This is a genomic window from Azospirillum ramasamyi, assembly GCF_003233655.1.
In the GTDB taxonomy this organism is placed as follows: domain Bacteria; phylum Pseudomonadota; class Alphaproteobacteria; order Azospirillales; family Azospirillaceae; genus Azospirillum; species Azospirillum ramasamyi.
On sequence record NZ_CP029832.1, the window covers coordinates 378,584 to 397,752 of the forward strand.

General features: G+C 69.1%; 16 protein-coding genes. 13 read left to right on the forward strand and 3 right to left on the reverse strand.

From position 1 onward, the window contains the following. Positions 1-975, forward strand: a complete 975-nt coding sequence (locus DM194_RS21090; RefSeq protein WP_111069743.1) for an MBL fold metallo-hydrolase — start codon at positions 1-3, stop codon at positions 973-975. A gap of 26 nt (positions 976-1,001) precedes the next feature. Here DM194_RS21090 and DM194_RS21095 read toward each other — a convergent pair whose 3' ends face one another. Then, the gene (locus DM194_RS21095) at positions 1,002-1,988 is read right to left on the reverse strand and encodes an aldo/keto reductase (protein ID WP_111069527.1); all 987 of its coding nucleotides are present in this window, start codon (positions 1,986-1,988) and stop codon (positions 1,002-1,004) included. A gap of 203 nt (positions 1,989-2,191) precedes the next feature. On the opposite strand from DM194_RS21095, the gene DM194_RS21100 reads away from it, so the two are divergent. From DM194_RS21100 to DM194_RS21115, 4 genes are all read left to right on the forward strand, one after another. After that, positions 2,192-3,325: a hypothetical protein gene (locus tag DM194_RS21100; RefSeq protein ID WP_162630143.1), complete on the forward strand. Its 1,134-nt coding sequence runs from the start codon at positions 2,192-2,194 to the stop codon at positions 3,323-3,325. Between the two features lie 95 nt (positions 3,326-3,420). After that, entirely contained in the window at positions 3,421-4,506 is a 1,086-nt protein-coding gene (locus tag DM194_RS21105) for an aldose 1-epimerase family protein (RefSeq protein WP_111069744.1), read from the forward strand. A gap of 285 nt (positions 4,507-4,791) precedes the next feature. Continuing rightward, entirely contained in the window at positions 4,792-6,495 is a 1,704-nt protein-coding gene (locus DM194_RS21110; RefSeq protein WP_111069529.1) for a methyl-accepting chemotaxis protein, read from the forward strand. Between the two features lie 648 nt (positions 6,496-7,143). Then, the gene (locus tag DM194_RS21115; RefSeq protein WP_111069530.1) at positions 7,144-7,815 is read left to right on the forward strand and encodes a TerC family protein; all 672 of its coding nucleotides are present in this window, start codon (positions 7,144-7,146) and stop codon (positions 7,813-7,815) included. A gap of 186 nt (positions 7,816-8,001) precedes the next feature. Here DM194_RS21115 and DM194_RS21120 read toward each other — a convergent pair whose 3' ends face one another. Further along, positions 8,002-8,205, reverse strand: coding sequence for a BRCT domain-containing protein (locus DM194_RS21120; RefSeq protein ID WP_246024496.1), 204 nt, complete (start codon positions 8,203-8,205; stop codon positions 8,002-8,004). Between the two features lie 92 nt (positions 8,206-8,297). Between DM194_RS21120 and DM194_RS21125 the strand changes: the two genes are divergently transcribed. Further along, a protein-coding gene (locus tag DM194_RS21125) for an IS5-like element ISAzba7 family transposase (RefSeq protein WP_111065387.1) occupies positions 8,298-9,103 on the forward strand; the annotation gives its coding sequence in 2 pieces (ribosomal slippage) (positions 8,298-8,625 and positions 8,625-9,103; 807 coding nt in all). 5 nt (positions 9,104-9,108) lie between these two features. Here the strand turns inward: DM194_RS21125 and DM194_RS21130 are convergent. Next, positions 9,109-9,795 (reverse strand): 3'-5' exonuclease, encoded by a 687-nt coding sequence (locus DM194_RS21130; RefSeq protein ID WP_111069532.1) that lies wholly within the window; start codon positions 9,793-9,795, stop codon positions 9,109-9,111. Positions 9,796-10,199: 404 nt separating this feature from the next. On the opposite strand from DM194_RS21130, the gene DM194_RS21135 reads away from it, so the two are divergent. The 7 genes from DM194_RS21135 (at position 10,200) to DM194_RS21165 (ending at position 19,063) form a co-directional block, all read left to right on the forward strand. Beyond that, positions 10,200-11,633 carry an FAD-binding oxidoreductase gene (locus DM194_RS21135; RefSeq protein WP_111069533.1) on the forward strand — a complete coding sequence of 478 codons (1,434 nt, stop codon included), beginning with the start codon at positions 10,200-10,202 and terminating at the stop codon, positions 11,631-11,633. Between the two features lie 57 nt (positions 11,634-11,690). Next, a complete protein-coding gene (locus DM194_RS21140) occupies positions 11,691-12,782 on the forward strand; it encodes an ABC transporter substrate-binding protein (protein ID WP_111069534.1) in 1,092 nt (363 codons plus the stop codon). Positions 12,783-12,993: 211 nt separating this feature from the next. Then, a complete protein-coding gene (locus DM194_RS21145; protein WP_111069535.1) occupies positions 12,994-14,106 on the forward strand; it encodes an ABC transporter ATP-binding protein in 1,113 nt (370 codons plus the stop codon). A gap of 1 nt (position 14,107) precedes the next feature. Then, positions 14,108-15,895 (forward strand): ABC transporter permease subunit, encoded by a 1,788-nt coding sequence (locus DM194_RS21150; protein WP_111069536.1) that lies wholly within the window; start codon positions 14,108-14,110, stop codon positions 15,893-15,895. 50 nt (positions 15,896-15,945) lie between these two features. Next, the gene (locus DM194_RS21155) at positions 15,946-16,878 is read left to right on the forward strand and encodes a dihydrodipicolinate synthase family protein (protein ID WP_111069537.1); all 933 of its coding nucleotides are present in this window, start codon (positions 15,946-15,948) and stop codon (positions 16,876-16,878) included. A 110-nt stretch (positions 16,879-16,988) separates the two neighbouring features. Then, positions 16,989-17,879 (forward strand): IclR family transcriptional regulator, encoded by an 891-nt coding sequence (locus DM194_RS21160; protein WP_111069745.1) that lies wholly within the window; start codon positions 16,989-16,991, stop codon positions 17,877-17,879. 29 nt (positions 17,880-17,908) lie between these two features. Continuing rightward, on the forward strand, positions 17,909-19,063 hold the full coding sequence (locus tag DM194_RS21165) for an alpha-hydroxy acid oxidase (protein ID WP_111069538.1): 1,155 nt from the start codon (positions 17,909-17,911) through the stop codon (positions 19,061-19,063). The last annotated feature ends 106 nt before the right edge of the window (positions 19,064-19,169 follow it).

The following is a 19,169-nucleotide window of genomic DNA, read 5'->3' on the forward strand; positions in this document are numbered from 1 at the left end:
ATGCGTAACCCCTACTGGCAAGGATCCGTCTCCTCGAACTTCGATGGCGTGCGCTTCTTCAATCCGGGAGAACCGGACACCGACCGTTCTCTGCGGCAGTTGCTGCGGTGGCAGTTCAGCCGCCGGAAGGTCGAATGGCCGGGCGAGGTGCCGGTCACTCCGGCCGTGCCGGAACCGGATGCCGACGCGCTGCGCGTGACGGTGGTGGGGCATGCGGCCGCGCTGATCCAGGCGCCGGGACTGAACATCCTGACCGATCCGGTCTGGTCGGAGCGGGCGAGCCCGGTGCGCTTCGCCGGGCCGAAGCGGGCGACGGCGCCGGGAATCCGGTTCGACGACCTGCCGAGGATCGACGCAATCCTGCTGTCCCACAACCATTACGACCATATGGACATCGACACGCTGCGGCGGCTGCATGAGCGCGACCGGCCGCTGGTCGTCACGCCGCTCGGCAACGACGCCATCCTGCGCAAGCATATGCCCGGGATCAGGACGGCGGCGGGCGACTGGTGGAGCCGGTTCGAGCTTGCCGCGGGCACGGAGGTCCACATCGTGCCGGCCAACCATTGGTCGTCGCGGACGATGCGCGACCGTCGGATGGCGCTGTGGGGCGGCTTCTTCCTGCGCATGCCGGCCGGCACGCTCTATTTCGCGGGCGACACCGGCTATGGCACCGGGGCGGCCTTCAAGGCGATCCACCGGCGGTTGGGCGGCTGCGACCTCGCGCTGATCCCCATCGGCGCCTACGAGCCGCGCTGGTTCATGTCCGCCCAGCATTGCGACCCGGAAGAGGCGGTGCGGATCATGCTGGACGTCGGGGCGCGGAAGGCCATCGGCATTCATTGGGGCACCTTCGCCCTGACCGACGAGGCGCGCGACGAGCCGCCCGAACGGCTGCGCGCCGCGCTGACCGCCCACGGCATCGAGCCCGGCCGGTTCGAAGCCGCCTTTCCGGGCATGGTGGTGAGCGCCTGACAAGCCGGCGCTCACCGGGCATCCGATCAAGCCGGAGTCGGCGCCTGTTCCGGCAGGACGCCCGACGCCTTCAGCTCCCGCCAGAAATCGGCGGGAATCGGCTGCGCCATCAGCTGGACGTTCTCCCGCACCCGCGCCGGGTTCTTGGTGCCGGGAATGACCGAGGCGACCACCGGATGGGCGGCGCAGAACTGCAGGGCCGCCGCGCGCAGATCGACGCCATCCCGGCCGGCGATCTCCGCCAGACGGTCGCGGGCGGCGACCTTGTCGGCGGAGGCCTCCTGGTATTCAAAGGTCTTGCCGCCGGCGATGAGGCCGGAATTATAGGGGCCGCCCACGACCACATGCACGCCGCGCTCGCCGCAGCGCGGGAACAGCTCGTCGAGCGCCGGCTGGTTCAGCAGGCTGTAGCGGCCGGCCAGCAGGAAGACGTCCGGGTCGGCGCGCTCCAACGCCATGACGCAGGGCTCCACCCGGTTGACGCCGAGGCCCCAGGCGCGGATCACCCCCTCCTCGCGCAGCCGGGTGAGCGCCACGGCGGCGCCCTTCATGGCGGTGTCGAACACCTCCAGCCAGCGGTCGCCATGGGCGTCCTCGGCGCAGTCATGGATGTAGGCGATGTCGATGCGCGCCATGCCCAGCCGCTGCAGACTGTCCTCGATCGACCGGAGGACGCCGTCGGCGGTGTAGTCGTAATCGACACGGAACGGCAGGCCCTTCACGAAGGGGCCGTGGCGCCCGCCCTTGCTCTGGTCCGCGCGGAGCAGCCGCCCGACCTTGGTGGACAGCACGAACTGGTCGCGCGGGCGGTTGCGCAGCACATGGCCGAACCGGTGTTCCGAAATCCCCGGACCATATTCGGGAGCCGTGTCGAAATAGCGGATGCCGGCGTCCCAGGCGGCTTCGAGCGTGGCCTCGGCAATGTCGTCCGCCACCTCCTCGAACATGTTGCCCAGGGGAGCGCCGCCGAAACCGAGCGGGCCGGGCGGAGCGAAATGTGCGCTGTCTGGCATGGGAAACCTCATCATATCCGGCACCCTCGCCGGTGGCGGGGCGCCGATGTCCTTGGCTACGCACCGTCAACACCGTCATTCGCCATGCCGTTCCGAACCCGTCCGACGGCTTGCGGCTGGACCGGCGCGCCCCGCCTGCGCTTGAAGAAGTTTCGGAGCCGACCAGCTTGGTGGAGGTGATGCGGCATCGGACCGGGGCGGACATGACGGCGAAAGGCCAGAACGGACAGAGGGCGGCCGGGCCGGAGGCAAGCGCGGCGATCCTTGCCGAGGGCCGCCGCATCGTCGCCTCCGGCGACCGGAGCGCCCTGGCGCCGACCGCATCGCTGGCCGAACTGGCCGAAGCCCTCGCCGATACCTTCGACGAGAGCTATACGGCCGAGCGGGTGCTCTCCCTGCTTGCCCCCGCCCATCGCAGACGTTTGACGAGCCGCTTCGCCGTGCCGGACGAATCCGGCGGTGCGGAGGTCTGGCTGCCGGCGGATGTGCTGGACCGGCTGCGGACCATCGCCGACAGCCCGCTCGACGCGATCCGCAGCCTGCTGGACAGCGGGCGCGGCCTGCCGGAGCCGGGAAGCGAGGAGCATTGCCGCAACCGCCGCTGCGCGCCCCGCATCTTCCTGTCGGACCCCGGCGGCTGGCAATGCCTGACCTGCGGGCTGAACGGGCGCACCGACGTGGCCCCCAACCCCATCGTCGCCCAGCGGCTGGCCGACCAGCGCGGGCGCATCGCCGACCTGCATGCGGTTGCCGCCGGACTCTATGAAGGCTGGGGAGCCGGCGAGCGCTTCACCGCCGCGGATGCCGCGGCGCAACGGCCGCTCGGCAGCCGGACCGACCGCGACCGGCTGAAGGCCATGCTTGCCGACCTCGTGCAGGAAGGGCTGATCGAGGAGGCGCCGGGGCCGCGCGGCGGTGCCGGCTTCCGCCTGCTGGAGGAACCGCCCGACTGGATCGCCGACGCCATGGCGGAACGCCGCCGCCAGCGGGAGGCCGAGGCCAGGCTCCGCGACGAGCGCGCCACGCTGCTGCGCCGGGTGCTGGAGAATGGGTTGACCCATCGGACGCTGTCCGGGGAACTGGTGGAGATCGCCCAGAACGAGCGCGGTCTGGAATTGCGCTTTCCCTCCATTCCGTCCTGGGAGTTGCGGGAGGAGATGAAGCGGCAGGGCCAGTGCCGGTGGGACGGCCGCCGCCGCCGCTGGTGCCGGAACTCCCCCGTCACCGGCGTGGAGCCGTGGCTGGCCGCCGCGCTCGATGCCGGAGCGACGGTGGCCCCGCTCGGCACCGCCGACCCGGATGCCGAGGATTGGGGCTATGAGGAGTGGGACGACTGACCGACGTCATCCGGTGCGCCTTCCTGCTGCTGGTCTTCGTGCTCAACGCCTACCAGAACCGCATCCGCTGGCCCGCATCTCCGGGAGGAGCATCCATGAACGTCCGGACCACGATCCATTTCCGCAAGAGCTACTTCGGCGAGGCGGAGCGCCCGTTCGCCGAGGCGCACGACATGACCGTCAGCCTGTTCCGCTACGACAGCGGCATCGAGGCGGTGCGGCTGTCCAACCGGCGCGGCCATCTGGTGGTGCTGCCCTATTACGGGCAGATGGTGTGGGACGCCATGTTCGACGGCGTCGACCTGACCATGGCGAACATGTTCGCCATGCCGCTCCCGGCGACCGAGATCGTCGGCACCTTTGGCTGCTTCGCCTTCCATTCCGGGCTGCTGCGCAACGGCTGCCCCGGTCCGCAGGACGACCATCTGCTGCACGGCGAGATGCCCTGCGCGCCGATGGACGCCGCCGGTCTGGAGGTGGGGGAGGACGGCGAAGGCCCCTACATGGCGGTGACGGGCCGGCGCGAGTATGTGATGGGCTTCGGCGCCCATTACGTCGCCCGCCCGCGCGTGGTGCTGCGCCCCGGCTCCACCCTGTTCGACATCCTGATGGAGGTGGAGAACCTGTCCGGCGCGGCCATGGACCTCATGTACATGTGCCACGTCAACTTCGCCTTCGCCGAGGGGGGGCGCATCGTCCAGCCGGCGCCCTTCACGCCGGAGGCGACGGCGGTGCGCATGGTGGTGCCGGCCCATGTGCCGCGCAGCCCGGCCTATGACGCGCTGCTGGCCGAGCTCGCCCGCGATCCCGCGATGATGGAGGTGCTGGACGAGCCGGACCGCTACGATCCCGAACAGGTCTTCTACATCCGCGGCCTGCGCACCGACGAGGAGGGCGGCACCGCGGTGATGATGCGGCGGCCGGAGGGCGACGCCTTCCACATCGCCTACAGCACGCGCGAATTCCCCAAGACGGTGCGCTGGGTGCTGGTCAACCGCGACCAGAAGGTCTGCGCCTTCGCCCTGCCCTCCACCTGTGAGCCCGAGGGTTTCGTCGCGGAGGCGATGAAGGGCAATGTCCAGAAACTGGCGGGCGGCGAGACGCGGCGCTTCGCCGTCCGGCTGGGCTACCTGACGGTCGAAGAGGCCGAAGCCGAGGAATGCGCGATCAGGGCGCTCTGAGTCAGGGCGCTCCGGCACGGAGATACCGAAGGCGGGCAGGATCGCCGTGGCGGGCAGCGACACGGGCGACACGGGCAGCGCCCGGACGCAATTCATGGGTGCGGGCCACACGGTGGGCAAGAAAAACTGTTTGTTCGGACACAAACTATTGTCTATCATATTCCGGTCAAAGCAATCGTATAGCAATTATTCGGGCCGGGGATTTCCTGCTCCCGCTGCCGCCGGTTGCCTTGGGCAGAAAGCCCCCCACTCGGCCCACTCAATATCCTCGGAAAGAGATACGTCATGGCGCTCCACCGCTGGTTTTCCGACCGGAAACTGGTCCATAAGCTGCTGATCCCGGCGATCCTGCTGCTTGCCGTCATGGGAAGCGTGGTCTGGACCGCCCGGTCGGCGCTGATCGACCTGACCGCCTCCACCAGCCGTGTGACCGACGTGGTGGCCGGACGGCTGTCGGCGGCGCTGGCGATCCAGTCGGCCATGAGCGATGCGATGGACGCGGAATCCAACGCGCTGGTCGCCGGCACGCGCGAGCGCATCGACGCCGCCTTCGCCACCTACAAGGAGAGCATCGGCAAGGCGACGGCCGCCATCGACCGGCTGGCCGCGGCCTATGACGACCCGGCCGACCGCGAGGCGATCGGCGGCATCAAGTCCATCGTCGGCGAATATGAACGGGTGTCGCAGAAGGCGGTCGACCTGGCGCGGGCCTACGACACCGACAGCGCGATCCGGGTGTCGATCGACGTCGGTCGCCCGGTCCGGCAGAAGCTGACCATGGCGCTGTCCGAACGGGTGGACCACAGCCTGGAGGAGACCAGGCGCGCCGAGGAGCGGGCGAAGGCCCTGTCCTCCAGCGTCATGAACCGCCTGTACGTGGTCGCGGGCGCCGGCCTGCTGGTGGCGTTCGGCCTGTTCGGCTCCATCATCGTGGCCTTCGTCGTCCGGCCGCTGCACCGGCTGGTCGCCGACATGACGGCCATCGCCGACGGTAACCTCGCGGTCGACATCCAGGGTGCGGCGCGCCAGGACGAGGTCGGGCTGCTCGCCCGCGCGCTGCAGGTGTTCAAGAGCAACGGCCTTGCCATGCGCAGACTGCAGGAGGAGCGCGAGGCGCAGAAGCTGCAGGCCGAGCGCGACCGGCAGGCCGCCATGCGGGCGCTGGCCGACCGCTTCGACGCCGACGTGCAGGACGTGGTGCAGGCGGTGGCGTCGGCCGCGCGCCACCTGCGCGGCAATGCCGAAAACATGACCGCCATCGCCTCGCACACGACGGAGCAGGCCTCGACCGTCGCCGCCGCCACGGCGCAATCCTCCGCCAACGTCGCCACCGTCGCCGCGGCGTCGGAACAGCTGGGCAGTTCCATCGGCGAGATCGGCCGGCAGGTCAACGCCGCCGCCGCCATCGCCCGCAACGCGGTCGAGGAAGGCGAGCGGACCAATGCGCTGGTCGGCCGGCTGGTGCAGGCGGCCCAGAAGATCGGCGACGTGGTCAACCTGATCCAGAACATCGCCAGCCAGACCAACCTTCTGGCGCTGAACGCCACCATCGAGGCGGCGAGGGCGGGAGAGGCCGGCAAGGGCTTCGCCGTCGTGGCGCAGGAGGTGAAGGCGCTCGCCACCCAGACCGCCCAGGCGACCGAGGAGATCGGCAGCCAGATCGCCGAGATCCAGACGGTGACCGACGGCACGGTAACGGCGATCCAGACCATCGGCCGCACCATCAACGACGTCGATTCCATCGCCGGCGCCATCGCCGCGGCGGTGGAGCAGCAGACCGCCGCCACCCAGGAGATCGGCCGCAACATCCAGCAGGCCGCACAGGGAACCCAGCTGGTGACCGGCAACATCGCCGAGGTCAGCAGCTCCGCCGGGCAGGTCGGACACGCCGCCGGGGAAGTGCTGGGCGCCGCCGACAGCCTGTCCCGCGATTCCGACCGCCTGCGCGAGCGGATCCAGGCCTTCATCGGCGAGGTGCGCGCGGCCTGACGCGAGCGCGGGTACCGCAGCCCGGACCGGCGCCGGATGGACCGTATGGAACGCCATGGAACGCTTTTCCGGCCCCGTTCCATTGTTCCATCCGCCGGCCGCAGGGAAGCGCAAGGGGAGGCGCGAGGCCGGTTCGGGGCAGCGAGAACGGCGGTTCCGCTCGATTGTTTCGGAAGAAGCCCGAGTGGAAGAAGGACGAATGGAAGAAAGACGAATGGATTGCCGCCACCGCCTCATGCCTTCCCTCCGGCGGATGAAGCACAGGGGATCACCGGTTTCTACCACCACCGGGGGCATCCGCTAAGCATGGGATGAAAAAAGCCGCATTGCTGCCGGGGGCTTCTCCGCCTTCCCCTTCCCGGGCGGTTGCAGGACCATGCCGGACGGTGTCGGCTACATGGATGCCGCATGGCCGTTGCGGCCAAACCGCATTGGTAATCTTAGATTCCTTCGTCTAAAGGTCGGCCCCTGCCAGGCCGGGCCCCTCTGACAGTTCACCGAACTGTGATGTCGGACTGGAAAGACGTTCAGAGTGGTCCCGACCCGTCCCTGCCGGCAGCGTTCGGTCCGTATATCCGGATCGGCCCATATGTCCGGATCGGCCCCGTGGGTGCCACTCTCTTGCCCGATGTAAGAGGAAAGCACCCTATGACCGATCTGTTAACGGCCGACGCTCTGTCCGCTTTGCTTCAGGTTATCGCCATCGACCTCGTGCTTGCCGGCGACAACGCCATCGTCGTCGGCATGGCCGCCGCAGCGGTGCCGTTGGCCCAGCGCCGCAAAGTCATCTTCTGGGGAATCACCGCGGCCATCGTGCTGCGCATCTTCTTCGCCCTCATCACCACGCAGCTGCTGGCGATCATCGGCCTGACGCTGGCCGGCGGCGTGCTGCTGCTGTGGGTCTGCTGGAAGATGTTCCGCGAACTGCGCAGCCATGGCGAGGACGAGGTCGCCCCCGACGAGGCCATGAGCCTGCCCGACACCGGCGGCGCCGCCACCGCGGGTTCGGCAGGCAATGCGGCCGTCGCGGCGGCCGGCGCCACCACCTTCGGGGCGGCCATCTGGCAGATCGTCGTCGCCGACGTGTCGATGTCGCTGGACAACGTGCTGGCGGTGGCCGGCGCCGCCAAGGAGCATCCGACCATCCTGGTGATCGGACTGGTGCTGTCGGTCGTGCTGATGGGTGCGGCCGCCAACATGATCGCCCATGTTCTCCACAAGCACCGCTGGATCGGCTGGGTCGGCCTGCTCATCATCACCTATGTCGCCCTCGACATGATCTGGCGCGGCAGCAACGAGGTGCTCCGGCAGATGGCGTGAGGCTGACCGCGGATTCCGGCACCCGCCGGCAAAACCGCTGCAATAAAGTAGTATAGGGGCAGACCTGTGACGCCGTTCACAGTGCATTAATCTGTAGGGCCTTATGGTCTCTCCAGGTTCATCGTTTCCTCCCGAACCCGAACTAAAGGCCGCGCCTTTCTGGCAGCGGCCTTTTTCTTTCCAGCATCATCGGGTTGTTCCGCCGACGGACGCCGCGACCATGGCGAAGAATTGCGCCTCGTCGATGGTGTCGGGCTTGCCGTATTTGGCGCGCCGGGCGGCGGCGGTGTCCAGCTTGGTGGCGCCGGGGGCATGGCCGACGACGAGATAGTCGGTGTCCTTGCGGACGCTGTGATGCCAGCTTCCGCCCAGCGCCAGGATGCGGGCCATCACCGCCTCGCGCGACAGGCCGGTCAGTTCGCCGGTGACGGCGAAGGCATAAGAGTGCGTAACAAAACCGGCCAGGAACGGTTGGTAGGGGCATGGCAGCCCCTCTTGTTTCCGACGCCTTGTGGGCGATCATCGAACCGCTGATCCCGCCGGAGCCGCCCAAGCCAAAAGGCGGACGGCCCCGGTTGGACGATCGTGCGGCGCTGACCGGCATCCTATTCGTGCTGCGCACGGGTATTCCTTGGGAGCTTCTGCCGGTGGAGATGGGCTGCGGCTCGGGGATGACCTGCTGGCGGCGTCTGCACGAGTGGCATCGGGCTGGCGTGTGGGAACGGCTGCATCGTGTGCTGCTCGACCGGCTCGGCTATGCCAACGCCATCAACTGGGATCGTGCAGCGGTGGACAGCGCCAGCGTCCCGGCAAAAAGGGGGGTGAGGAGACCGGCCCGAACCCGACGGATCGCGGCAAGCCGGGCTCCAAGCGCCACATCCTCGTCGATGCTAACGGCATCCCGCTCGCCCTGAGGATCTCGCCAGCCAACCGGCACGACAGCAAGCTGCTGGAGGCGCTGGTCGATGCCGTGCCGGCGATCCGCCAGTGTGCGGGCCGGCCCCGGCGCCGCCCGGCCAAGCTGCACGCCGACAAGGGCTACGACTTTGCACACTGCCGGCAGGCGCTGCGCCAACGAGCGATCATTCCGCGGATCGCCCGGCGTGGCGTCGAGAGCAGCGAGCGTCTTGGCCGACACCGATGGGTGGTCGAGCGTACGCTCGCTTGGTTCGCCCGCTTCCGCCGCATCGCCGTCCGCTACGAACGGCGCGCCGACATCTTCACTGCCTTTCACCATATCGCGGCCAGCCTCATCTGCTGGCGCTTCGTCCAGAGATGGTTCTGTTAGGCGCTCTAACCGGCGATGCCGTGGCTGATCGGGACGGCCGGATGCCGGACCACCGGCGGCGGGTCGATCTGGTTGGTCGGCTCCAGATGGGGAACCGCCAGCATCTCGGCACTGCCCAGGATCATCTTCTGGAACAGGCGGCTGGTGATCTCGGCATCGACGAAGGCGCCGTGGAAGCGCGCCCGGATGCCGACGTCGATGCCGAACAGCGTCGCCACCGCATCGAGCGAGGCGCGCCCGGCCACCCGCCCCCTGGCGTGGTGCATCGTGCAAACCGATCGGGGCGGCGCCCAGGAAATGCCGCAGAGGTCGAATTCGTGCCGCAGGAACTCGATGTCGAAGCCGACATTGTGGCCGACCAGCACCGAGCCGTCCAGGAAGCCGCGGATGTCTTCAGCGACGCTGTGGAACGGATCCTGGTGGCGCAGCAGGTGGTCCGGCAGCCCATGCACCCTCAGCGCATGCGGGTTCGACTTGCGCCCCGGATTGAAGATGAGGCTGAGACAGCGGCCGGTCGGCGTCGCCTCCGCCAGTTCGATCGCGGCGAAGCTGACCATGCGGTCGCCGCCGGCCGTCGACAGCCCGGTGGTCTCACAGTCGATCACGACGTAACGGCGGGCGGAGGATTGCGTCCGGGCGGCTTCGGTCACCGCCGACGGACGGGCACGCACTGCATCGATCAAACGGCTCATGAACTCTCGCCCCAGAAGCAGGAAAACCCTGCCGCATCACTTCATCGAGCGTAAAGCCTGATGTGTCGGGCTTTGCGCTCGTCCCCAAACGGCGGGCGCGGCCGTCCGGCCGCTTGCCTTCGCAGGCAGGGGCCTGCGGGGCCGCGGTCGCGGCCCATCCCGGACTATAGGCCGGCCCGCCACCACAGGTCGAGCGTCCGTGCCGCCGCCGTGCCGCCGGTTCGTGTGGGGTCCGATCAGAAGTCCCATCACTCCCGTATCGGATATTTCGGTGCCTAACCAAAAAATCCGGCCGTATGCAAAAAGTAGATTGTTGGCGCACCAATCACGAGGTATCATATTTCAGTTGATGTAATCGTATAGCGATTACAGATAAACACAATGCAGATTCAAGGAGATCGCGTGTGGACGTGATCGCGGAGCTGTCGGGCCTCATCGGCGCCGACGCCGTTCTGACATCCAAATCCGACCTGGACTCCGCGACGGAGGACTGGCGCGGCCGCTATCGCGGGCCGGCGCTCTGCCTCGTCCGGCCGGCGAATGCCGAACAGGTGGCGGCGGTGGTGCGCTGCTGCGCCCGCCACGGGATTCCTCTGCTGCCGCAGGGCGGCAACACCAGCCTGTGCGGCGGCGCCGTTCCGTCGGAGGCGGGCCCCGCTCCGGTCATCCTCAACCTGTCGCGCATGCGCGCGGTCCGCAGCATCGACCCGGTCAACAGCACGATGGAGGTCGAGGCCGGCTGCGTGCTCGCCACCGTGCAGGAAGCGGCGGCGGCGGCCGGGCGGCTCTATCCGGTCAGCCTGGGCGCGGAAGGCTCCTGCCAGATCGGCGGGACCATCGCGACCAATGCCGGCGGCACCTCCGTCCTGCGATACGGCAACACGCGCGACAATGTGCTGGGGCTGGAGGTGGTGCTGGCCGACGGCACGATCTGGTCCGGTCTGTACGGCCTGCGCAAGAACAACACCGGCTATGACCTGAAGCACCTGTTCATCGGGTCGGAAGGCACGCTCGGCATCATCACCGCGGCAACGCTGAAGCTGCATCCGCTGCCGACGCGCCATGCCGTCGCCTGGGTCGGGATGGCGTCGCCGGCCGATGCGCTGACCCTGCTGACCCGCGTGCAGGAACGCTGCGGCGCCCGGCTGTCGGCCTTCGAGATGATCAACCGCCTCCAGCTCGATCTGGTGGTGGAGCAGGTTCCGGGACGCCGCAGCCCGATCGGGACGCCGGCCGACTGGCATGTGCTGATCGAGCTGTCGGACAACAGCGGCGGCGACGCGCTGGATGCCGAACTTCAGGGGATCCTGGAGGACGCCTTCGGCGAGGGTTTGCTGACCGACGCCGCGCTGGCCGCCAGCGACGCCCAGCGCCACGCCATGTGGGAGGTGCGCCACAGCGTGTCGGAGGCGAACAAGAAGGCCGGCGTCGGGCTGACCACCGATTGCGCGGTGCCGCTGTCGGCGGTGCCGGCCTTCATCGACGCCGCCACCGCCGCGGTGCGGGCGCTGGTGCCGGGCCTGCCGGTGATCGTCGTCGCCCATCTCGGCGACGGCAACGTCCACTTCATCCCCTTCTTCAGCTTCGACGGCTGGGCCGCCGCCGCCCCGGACGCCGCCGGCCGCGAGGCGCTGGCCGCCGCCATCCGCCATGCGGTGAACGACGAGGCCGCCCGGCTGAACGGCACCTTCAGCGCCGAGCACGGCGTCGGCCGCGTCCAGCTGGGCGAGATGGCGCGCTACAAGCCCGCCGCCGAGCTGGCGCTGATGCGCGCGGTCAAGCGGGCGCTCGACCCGCAGAACCTCTTCAACCCCGGCCGGCTGCTGCCGCCGGGCTGAGTGCCCCCTGTCCTTCCATACTTCCGCCGTTCCGGCCCATCCAATAGGAGAGACGACATGAGCATCCGCCAATCCGGCTGGTCCCGCCGCACCCTGCTGAAAGCCGGCGCCGTCGGCGCCGTCGGCGCTTCCACGCTCGCCATGCCGGCGATCTGGAGCCCGGCGCGCGCGCAGAACAAGCGGATCGTCGTGCGCGACGACGGCGGCATCTACACCAAGGCCTATGGTGAGGTGTTCTACAAGCCCTTCACCGCGGCGACCGGCATCGAGGTGATCGGCGTCCAGGCCAATGCCGAGCCGACCGCGCAGATCCGCTCGATGGTCGAGGCCAAGTCCTACACCTGGGACATGGCGAAGATCAGCCAGCCGGCCATCCTGATGCTGACCGGCGGCGACAAGCCGCTGCTGGAGAAGCACGGGCTGGAAGACGATCCGGCCGTCGCCGCGATCCCCAAGCAGTACATGTCGGATTACGGCGTCGGCACCAACGTCTACACCACGGTGCTGGCCTACCGCACCGACGCCTTCAAGGACCGCAAGGCGCCGGCCTCGTGGAAGGACTTCTACGACGTCGCGAACTTCCCCGGCCGCCGCGCCCTGCGCAAGCACCCGTTCGACACCATCGAGCAGGCGCTGATGGCCGACGGCGTGCCGACCGGCGATGTCTATCCCTGCGACCTCGACCGCGCCTTCAAGGCGCTGGACCGCATCAAGAAGGACATCTCGGTGTTCTGGACCAGCGGCGCGCAGGTCGAGCAGATGCTGCTGTCCGGTGAGGTCGACATGGTCCCGACCTGGGTGTCGCGTCCGCAGGCGGCCATCGCCGCCGGCGCGCCGGTCGGCATCGTCTGGGACCAGAACATCTGGGGCCTCGACAGCTGGGCGATCCTGGCCGGCACCCCGAACGCCGACGCCTGCCGCCAGTTCATCAAGTTCGCCTCCGATCCCAAGCGGCAGGCCGAGCTGGTGAAGTATTTCCCGGCCGGCGTCACCCAGCCGGAGGCCTTCAAGCACATCGACGCCAAGATCGCCACCGATTGCCCGACCTTCCCGGCCAACATCGAGCGCGGCCTGCAGATCAACGCCGACTACTGGCTGAAGAACCAGCAGAAGGGTCTCGAGCGCTACAATGCCTGGCTGCTGAGCTGAGGCACGGCAACGCTTTTGCCCCCTCCCCGCCCCTCCCCCGCCCCCGGCGGGAGAGGGAGTATGTTGCAGAGCGGCGGAGTTCCCTTATCCGCTCCCGGACCGGCCTTCCGCCGGCCGGGAGCGGATAAGGGCCAGGGAGGGGGCAGCAGGCACCACCCCCGCCCCTGTCCACACCGCCTTTCGGCCCCACCCCCTTAGCGAGGAGGCGCGCATGTCTTCTTCCAGCCTTTACGTCCAGGGCCTTGCCAAGCGCTACGGCGACTTCGTGGCGCTCGCCCCGACGGATCTCGTCGTCGCCGACGGCGAATTCCTGACGCTGCTCGGCCCGTCGGGCTCCGGCAAGACGACGCTGCTCAGCCTGCTGGCCGGGCTGGTGCCGCCCGACGAGGGAAGCGTGCGCATCGGGTCGCAGGACGTCACCTACGCCCCGCCCTATGAGCGCGACATCGGCGTGGTGTTCCAGAATTACGCGCTGTTCCCGCACATGACCGTCGAGGAGAACATCGCCTTCCCGCTGAAGATGCGGAAGGTGGCGGCGGCCGAGGCCAAGCGGCGCGCGCGCGAGGCGCTGGAGATGGTGCATCTGCCGCACATCGCCGGCCGCTACCCGCGCGAGCTGTCGGGCGGCCAGCAGCAGCGCGTCGCCCTTGCCCGCTGCATGGTCTACAAGCCGTCGATCATCCTGATGGACGAGCCGCTGGGCGCGCTCGACAAAAAGCTGCGCGAGCACATGCAGCTGGAGATCAAGCGCCTGCACCGCGAGATGGGGACGACGGTCGTCTACGTCACCCACGACCAGGAAGAGGCGATGACGATGTCCGACCGCATCTGCCTGATGAATGCCGGGCGGATCGAGCAGCTGGGCACGCCGGCCGACCTGTATTTCCGCCCGCGCTCGCTGTTCGTCGCCGACTTCCTCGGCGAATCCAACATCCTGCCCGGCGCCCTGCGCGGCCGCAGCGGCGACGAGGTGGAGATCGGCGTGGGCAGCGGCGGCATTTCCGGCCGGGCGCTGGCCAACGGCAACGACCTGCCGCCGGGCACCGAGGTGCGCGTGATGGTGCGGCCGCAGAACCTGGCCGTCGCGCGCGGGGCCGGCAATCCCGTCGGCCTGCAGGGCCGGGTGTCGGAGGTGATGGTCACCGGCAGCCTGACCAAGGTCTACATGGAGCCGCTCGACGGCAAGCTGCCGCCGCTGGTCGCCGCCTTCCCCACCCGCAACGAGGCCGACGCGGTGCGCATCGACGACGTGCTGACGCTGTCCTGGAACGGACGCGACGCCGTGGTCATCGCCGATACCGGCCGCGCGGCGGGGACGGCGTGAGATGAGCGGACAGTCCATGACCATGACCCACGCCGCCGGCGCCAAACGTCCTTCGCCCCCGCCCGCCTGGCGCAAGCCGGTGCTGATGGGGGCGCCGCTCGTCCTGCTGCTGACCGCCTTCCTGGTCTACCCGGTCGGGCAGCTGCTGATGCTCAGCGTCCACAACGGGCAGGGCTTCACGCTGGCGCCCTATGCGCAGCTGTTCGCCTCCAGCCTGTACGTCACCGTCCTGTGGATCACGCTGAAGATCTCGCTGGCGACGACGGTGGTCGCGGTGGTGGCCGCCTATCCCATCGCCTACCTGATCTCCGTCGCCAAGGGGCCGGCGAAGAGCCGGCTGATCTTCTGGGTCCTGCTGTCCTTCTGGACCAGCTTCCTGGTGCGTGCCTTCGCCTGGGTCGTCATCCTCGGCCGCAACGGCGTGATCAACAGCACGCTGATGTCGCTGGGCATCATCGACCGTCCGGTCGATCTGCTCTACGGCTTCGGCGCGGTGCTGATCGGCATGGTGCATGCCATGCTGCCGCTGGCGGTGATGACCATGCTGGCGGTGATGGAGAACATCGACCGCACCCTGCCGCGCGCCGCCGGCACGCTGGGCGCCCGTCCCGGCACCGCCTTCTGGACCGTCTATTTCCCGCTGTCGCTGCCGGGCGTCGCCGCGGCGGCGATCATGGTCTTCGTGTCGGCCATCGGCTTCTTCATCGTGCCGGCCCTGCTGGGCGGCCGGATGGAGACGATGATCACCCAGCTGATCATCGACCAGGTGCAGCAGACGCTGAACTGGGGGCTGGCCGGCGCCATCTCGGTCCTGCTGCTGACGGTCGTGCTGGTGGTGTTCGTGCTGTACGACCGCGTCTTCGGCTTCGCCTCGCTGACCGGCAAGAGCGCGGTGGTGCGCAACCGCGACACCGCCATGCGGCGGCTGGGCGGGCGCGTGCTGGCGGCACTGGGATCGGCCAGCGATGCGCTGATCGGCCTGATGCCGCGCCGCCACCCGATCCGCGGCCGCGCCGACAATCCGCTGGGGCTGTCCGTCTTCGTCTGGACGCTGCTGGTGCTGATCAGCCTGCCCGCCTTCCTGATGATCCCGCTGTCCTTCGGCAAGGGCGGGCTGGCTTGGCCGCCGTCGGGCTTCACGCTGCAATGGTACGAACAGCTTTTTGACTCGCCGATCTGGATGCAGGCGCTGTGGCGGTCCATCGTGGTGGCGTTCGGCACCGGCCTGCTGTCGATGGCGATCGGCGTTCCCGCCGCCTTCCTGATGGTGCGCAGCCAGATGCGGGGCAAGGGCGCGATGCTGGCCTTCATCCTGTCGCCCATCGTCGTGCCGCGCATGATCATCGCCGTCGGCATGTTCTACGTCTTCGCCCAGATGGGCCTGGTCGGCACCATCCTGGGGCTGGTCATCGGCCACACCGTCGTCGCCGTGCCCTATGTGGTGATGACGATGATGGCGGTGCTGCGCAACTACGACACCCGGCTCGACCTCGCGGCGCAGAGCCTGGGCGCGCGCCCGATGGCCGCCCTGCGGCACGTCACCTTCCCGATCCTGGGGGCCGGCATGCTGTCCTCCTTCCTGTTCGCCTTCGCGACCTCCTTCGACGAGCTGACCATCTCCCTGTTCTCCTCGGGCGGGCTGAGCGCCACGCTGCCCAAGCAGTTCTGGGACGAGGTGACGCTGCAGGTCTCCCCCGTCATCGCGGCGGTGTCGACCGGGCTGCTGCTGTTCGTCGCCACCCTGATCTATGTCGCGGACCGGCTGCGGCGGCGCAGCCTCGCCGGCTGAGCCCGGCTCCGCGACCGCCTTCCACCACCCGCTTCTTCCAAGGACAAGACATGCTTGACGCCACGAAGCTTCGCGGCATTCTGCCCGCCACCCCGACGCCGGTGACCGCCGACGGCACCATCGACGTGGCGGCCTCCAAGGCGCTGTTCTCCTGGCTGTTCCGCCAGGGGATCGACGGGCTGGTCCCGCTCGGCGGCACCGGCGAGTATGGCGCATTGGCGAAGGACCAGCGCATCCGCTTCGCCGAGCTGTCGGTCGAGGCGATGGCCGGGGCCGGCGGGAAGCGCGGCCCGGTGATCGCCGGGGTGCTCGATACCGGTTATTACGACGCGCTGGCCGCAGGCCGCGATTTCGCGGCGGCCGGGGTGGACGGGCTGCTGGTGCTGACCCCCTACTACACCAACCCGACCCAGGCCGGCATCCGCGACTATTTCCTGCGCTACGCCGACGAATCGCCGGTGCCGATCCTGATCTACGAGATCCCCTACCGCACCCGCATCGCCATCGATCCCGAGATCCTGCACGAGCTGTCGCGGCACGAGCGGATCGTCGGCATGAAGGCCTGCAACACCGACATGTACCATTTCCTGCGCACGGTGGCGGGGGTCGACCAGTCCTTCGCGGTGCTGAGCGGCGAGGACACCCTGTTCCCGCTGCATGTCGCCGCCGGGGCCAAGGGCGGCATCGTGGTGACGGCCAACCTGCTGCCGCGGGCCTGGCAGCTGATCCACGGCCTCGCCTCCACCGGCAAGCTGGACAAGGCGCTGGAGATCCACCGCACGCTGATCCCGCTGATGAACATGGCCTTCGCCGAGACCAACCCCGGCCCGATGAAGTCGGTGATGGACCTGGTCGGCGTGGAGGCTCCGGCGATGCTGGCGCCGCTGCGCGAGCCGGCCGAGCCGCTGAAGCGGTCGCTGCGGCGCGAACTTTCGCGCCTGCTCGTCACCTACGAGGGAATGCCGGTCGTCCAAACGGCATGATCGGTTGCACCGCGCCGCGCGTGGCATTCGGTTCGCCGAATGCTATGCGTTGGTGCGGAGGTGCCGGACGACGATCCGGCCGGATGAGGATTTCCTGGGGGGGAATGGCGATGGCGCGGACAACGGGACGGACGAAGGCGGAAGGAGCCGGGACCGGCACGGGTGAAGGCCCGGGCTCGGGTGAAGGCTCGGCTGCCGGGGCGGACACGAGGAAGGCCGACCCGCGCGAGTCCTCGCTGTTCGTCGGCTCGACCGAGAAGACCTTCCAGATCCTCCATGCCTTCGACGGTCCGCACCGGCAGATGCCGCTGTCGGAGATCGCCAAGGCCGCCAACCTGGACCGCAGCGCCGCGCAGCGGCTGGTCTACACGCTGGAGGTGCTGGGCTATCTGCGCCGCGTCCACGGCACGCGCAACTATGCGCTGACGCCGAAGCTGCTGCAGTTCTCCTACAACTACCTGCGGGCCAACGAGCTGATCGAGAAGGCCTATCCCTATCTTCTGGACATCAGCCGCAGCGTCGGCGAGACCGCCAACCTGCAGGAGCTGGACGGCGCCGAGATCGTCTTCGTCGCCCGCTTCCCCGGCAAGCATCTGGTCAACATCGAGTTCATGGTCGGCAGCCGCCTGCCCGCCTATTACACGGCGTCCGGCACCGCCATCCTGTCGCGCCTGTCGGAGGAGGAGCGGGAGGACATCCTGGCCCGCACCGACCTGCGCCCGCTGACCCCCTTCACCGTCTGCGATCCCGACCGTCTGCGCGCCCGCGTGCGCGCGGCGGGGGAGAAGGGCTATGCCCTGCTGACCAACGAGACGGTGATGGGCGACATCTCCGTCGGCGCCGCCATCACCGACGAGCATGGCCGCGCCGTGGCCGGCATCAGCATCTCCGTCCCCGCCACGCGCTGGACGCCCGAGCAGGTCGAACAGGAACTCGCCCGGCATGTGCAGGTGGCGGCAGCCTCCATCTCCGTCCACAAATTCGGCAGCTATTCCCGATAGCGCCCCATCCCGCGGGAGGCGGTGATCCCATGCCGGCCCATCAGGCATGCCTGAACATCGACGAGCTGCGCCAGCGCGCCCGCCGCTTCCTGCCGCGCGGCCTGTTCGAATACATCGACCGCGGCACCGAGGATGAATCGGCCCTGCGCCGCCTGCGCGACAGCTTCGAGCAGGCCGAACTGACGCCGCGGGTGCTGGTCGATTGCAACGGACGCCACACCGGCGTGACGCTGTTCGGCCGCGACCGCCCGCTGCCCTTCGTCATCGCGCCCACCGCCGCCGCCGGTCTGGTGCGCTACGACGGCGAGGTGCTGCTGGCCCGGGCCGCGAGGGCGGCCGGCATCCCCTTCTGCGTCTCGACCCAGTCGATCACCAGCATCGAAGCCATCGCGGAGTCCGGGGCCGAGCTGTGGTTCCAGCTTTATGTCTGGCGCGACCGCAGCCTGACCCATGCCCTGCTGGACCGCGTCGCCGCCTGCGGCGTGGACACGCTGATCCTGACGGTGGACACCGCGGTTTCGCCGAAACGCGAGTATAACCGACACAACGGCTTCAACGTGCCGGTGACGCCGTCGCTGCGAGGCGCCCTGGACGTGGCGCGCCGCCCGGCCTGGGCGGCCGGCGTGCTGCTGCGCCTGCTGGCCGACGGCGGCTGGCCGGGATACGCCCATTATCCGCCGCAGTTCCGCACGCGCATCACCGACGCCGCCGCTCACGACCCGATCCGGCTGTGCGACCGGGTGAGCTGGGACGACGTGGCGGAGCTGCGGCGGCGCTGGGCCGGGCGGATCATCCTCAAGGGCCTGCTGGCGCCGGAGGATGCGCTGCGCGCCTCGGAGGCCGGAGTGGAGGCCATCGTGGTGTCCAACCATGGCGGACGCAACCTGGACAGCGCGCCCTCGCCGCTGACGGTGTTGCCGCGGATCATGGACGCGGTCGGCGGCCGGATGACGGTGCTGGCCGACAGCGGCGTGCGGCGCGGCAGCGACGCCGCGAAACTGCTGGCGGCAGGCGCCGCGGCGGTGCTGCTCGGCCGGGCGCCGCTGTTCGGGCTGGCGGCCGGCGGACAGGCGGGGGCCGAGCACGCGCTGGCGATCCTGCAGGACGAACTCGACCGGAGCTTGGCCCTGCTGGGCTGCCGGACGGTCGCGGAGCTGCGGGGACTATCCGCTCGGTACCGGTGAGGGAGGCGCGGCCGCCCTTCGACGGAAATCCGGCATGTGCATCCCCCTCCCCCGGCCCTCTCCCTGGGGTGAGGGGGAGATCTTTCCGAAGCTATGATACTGTGGC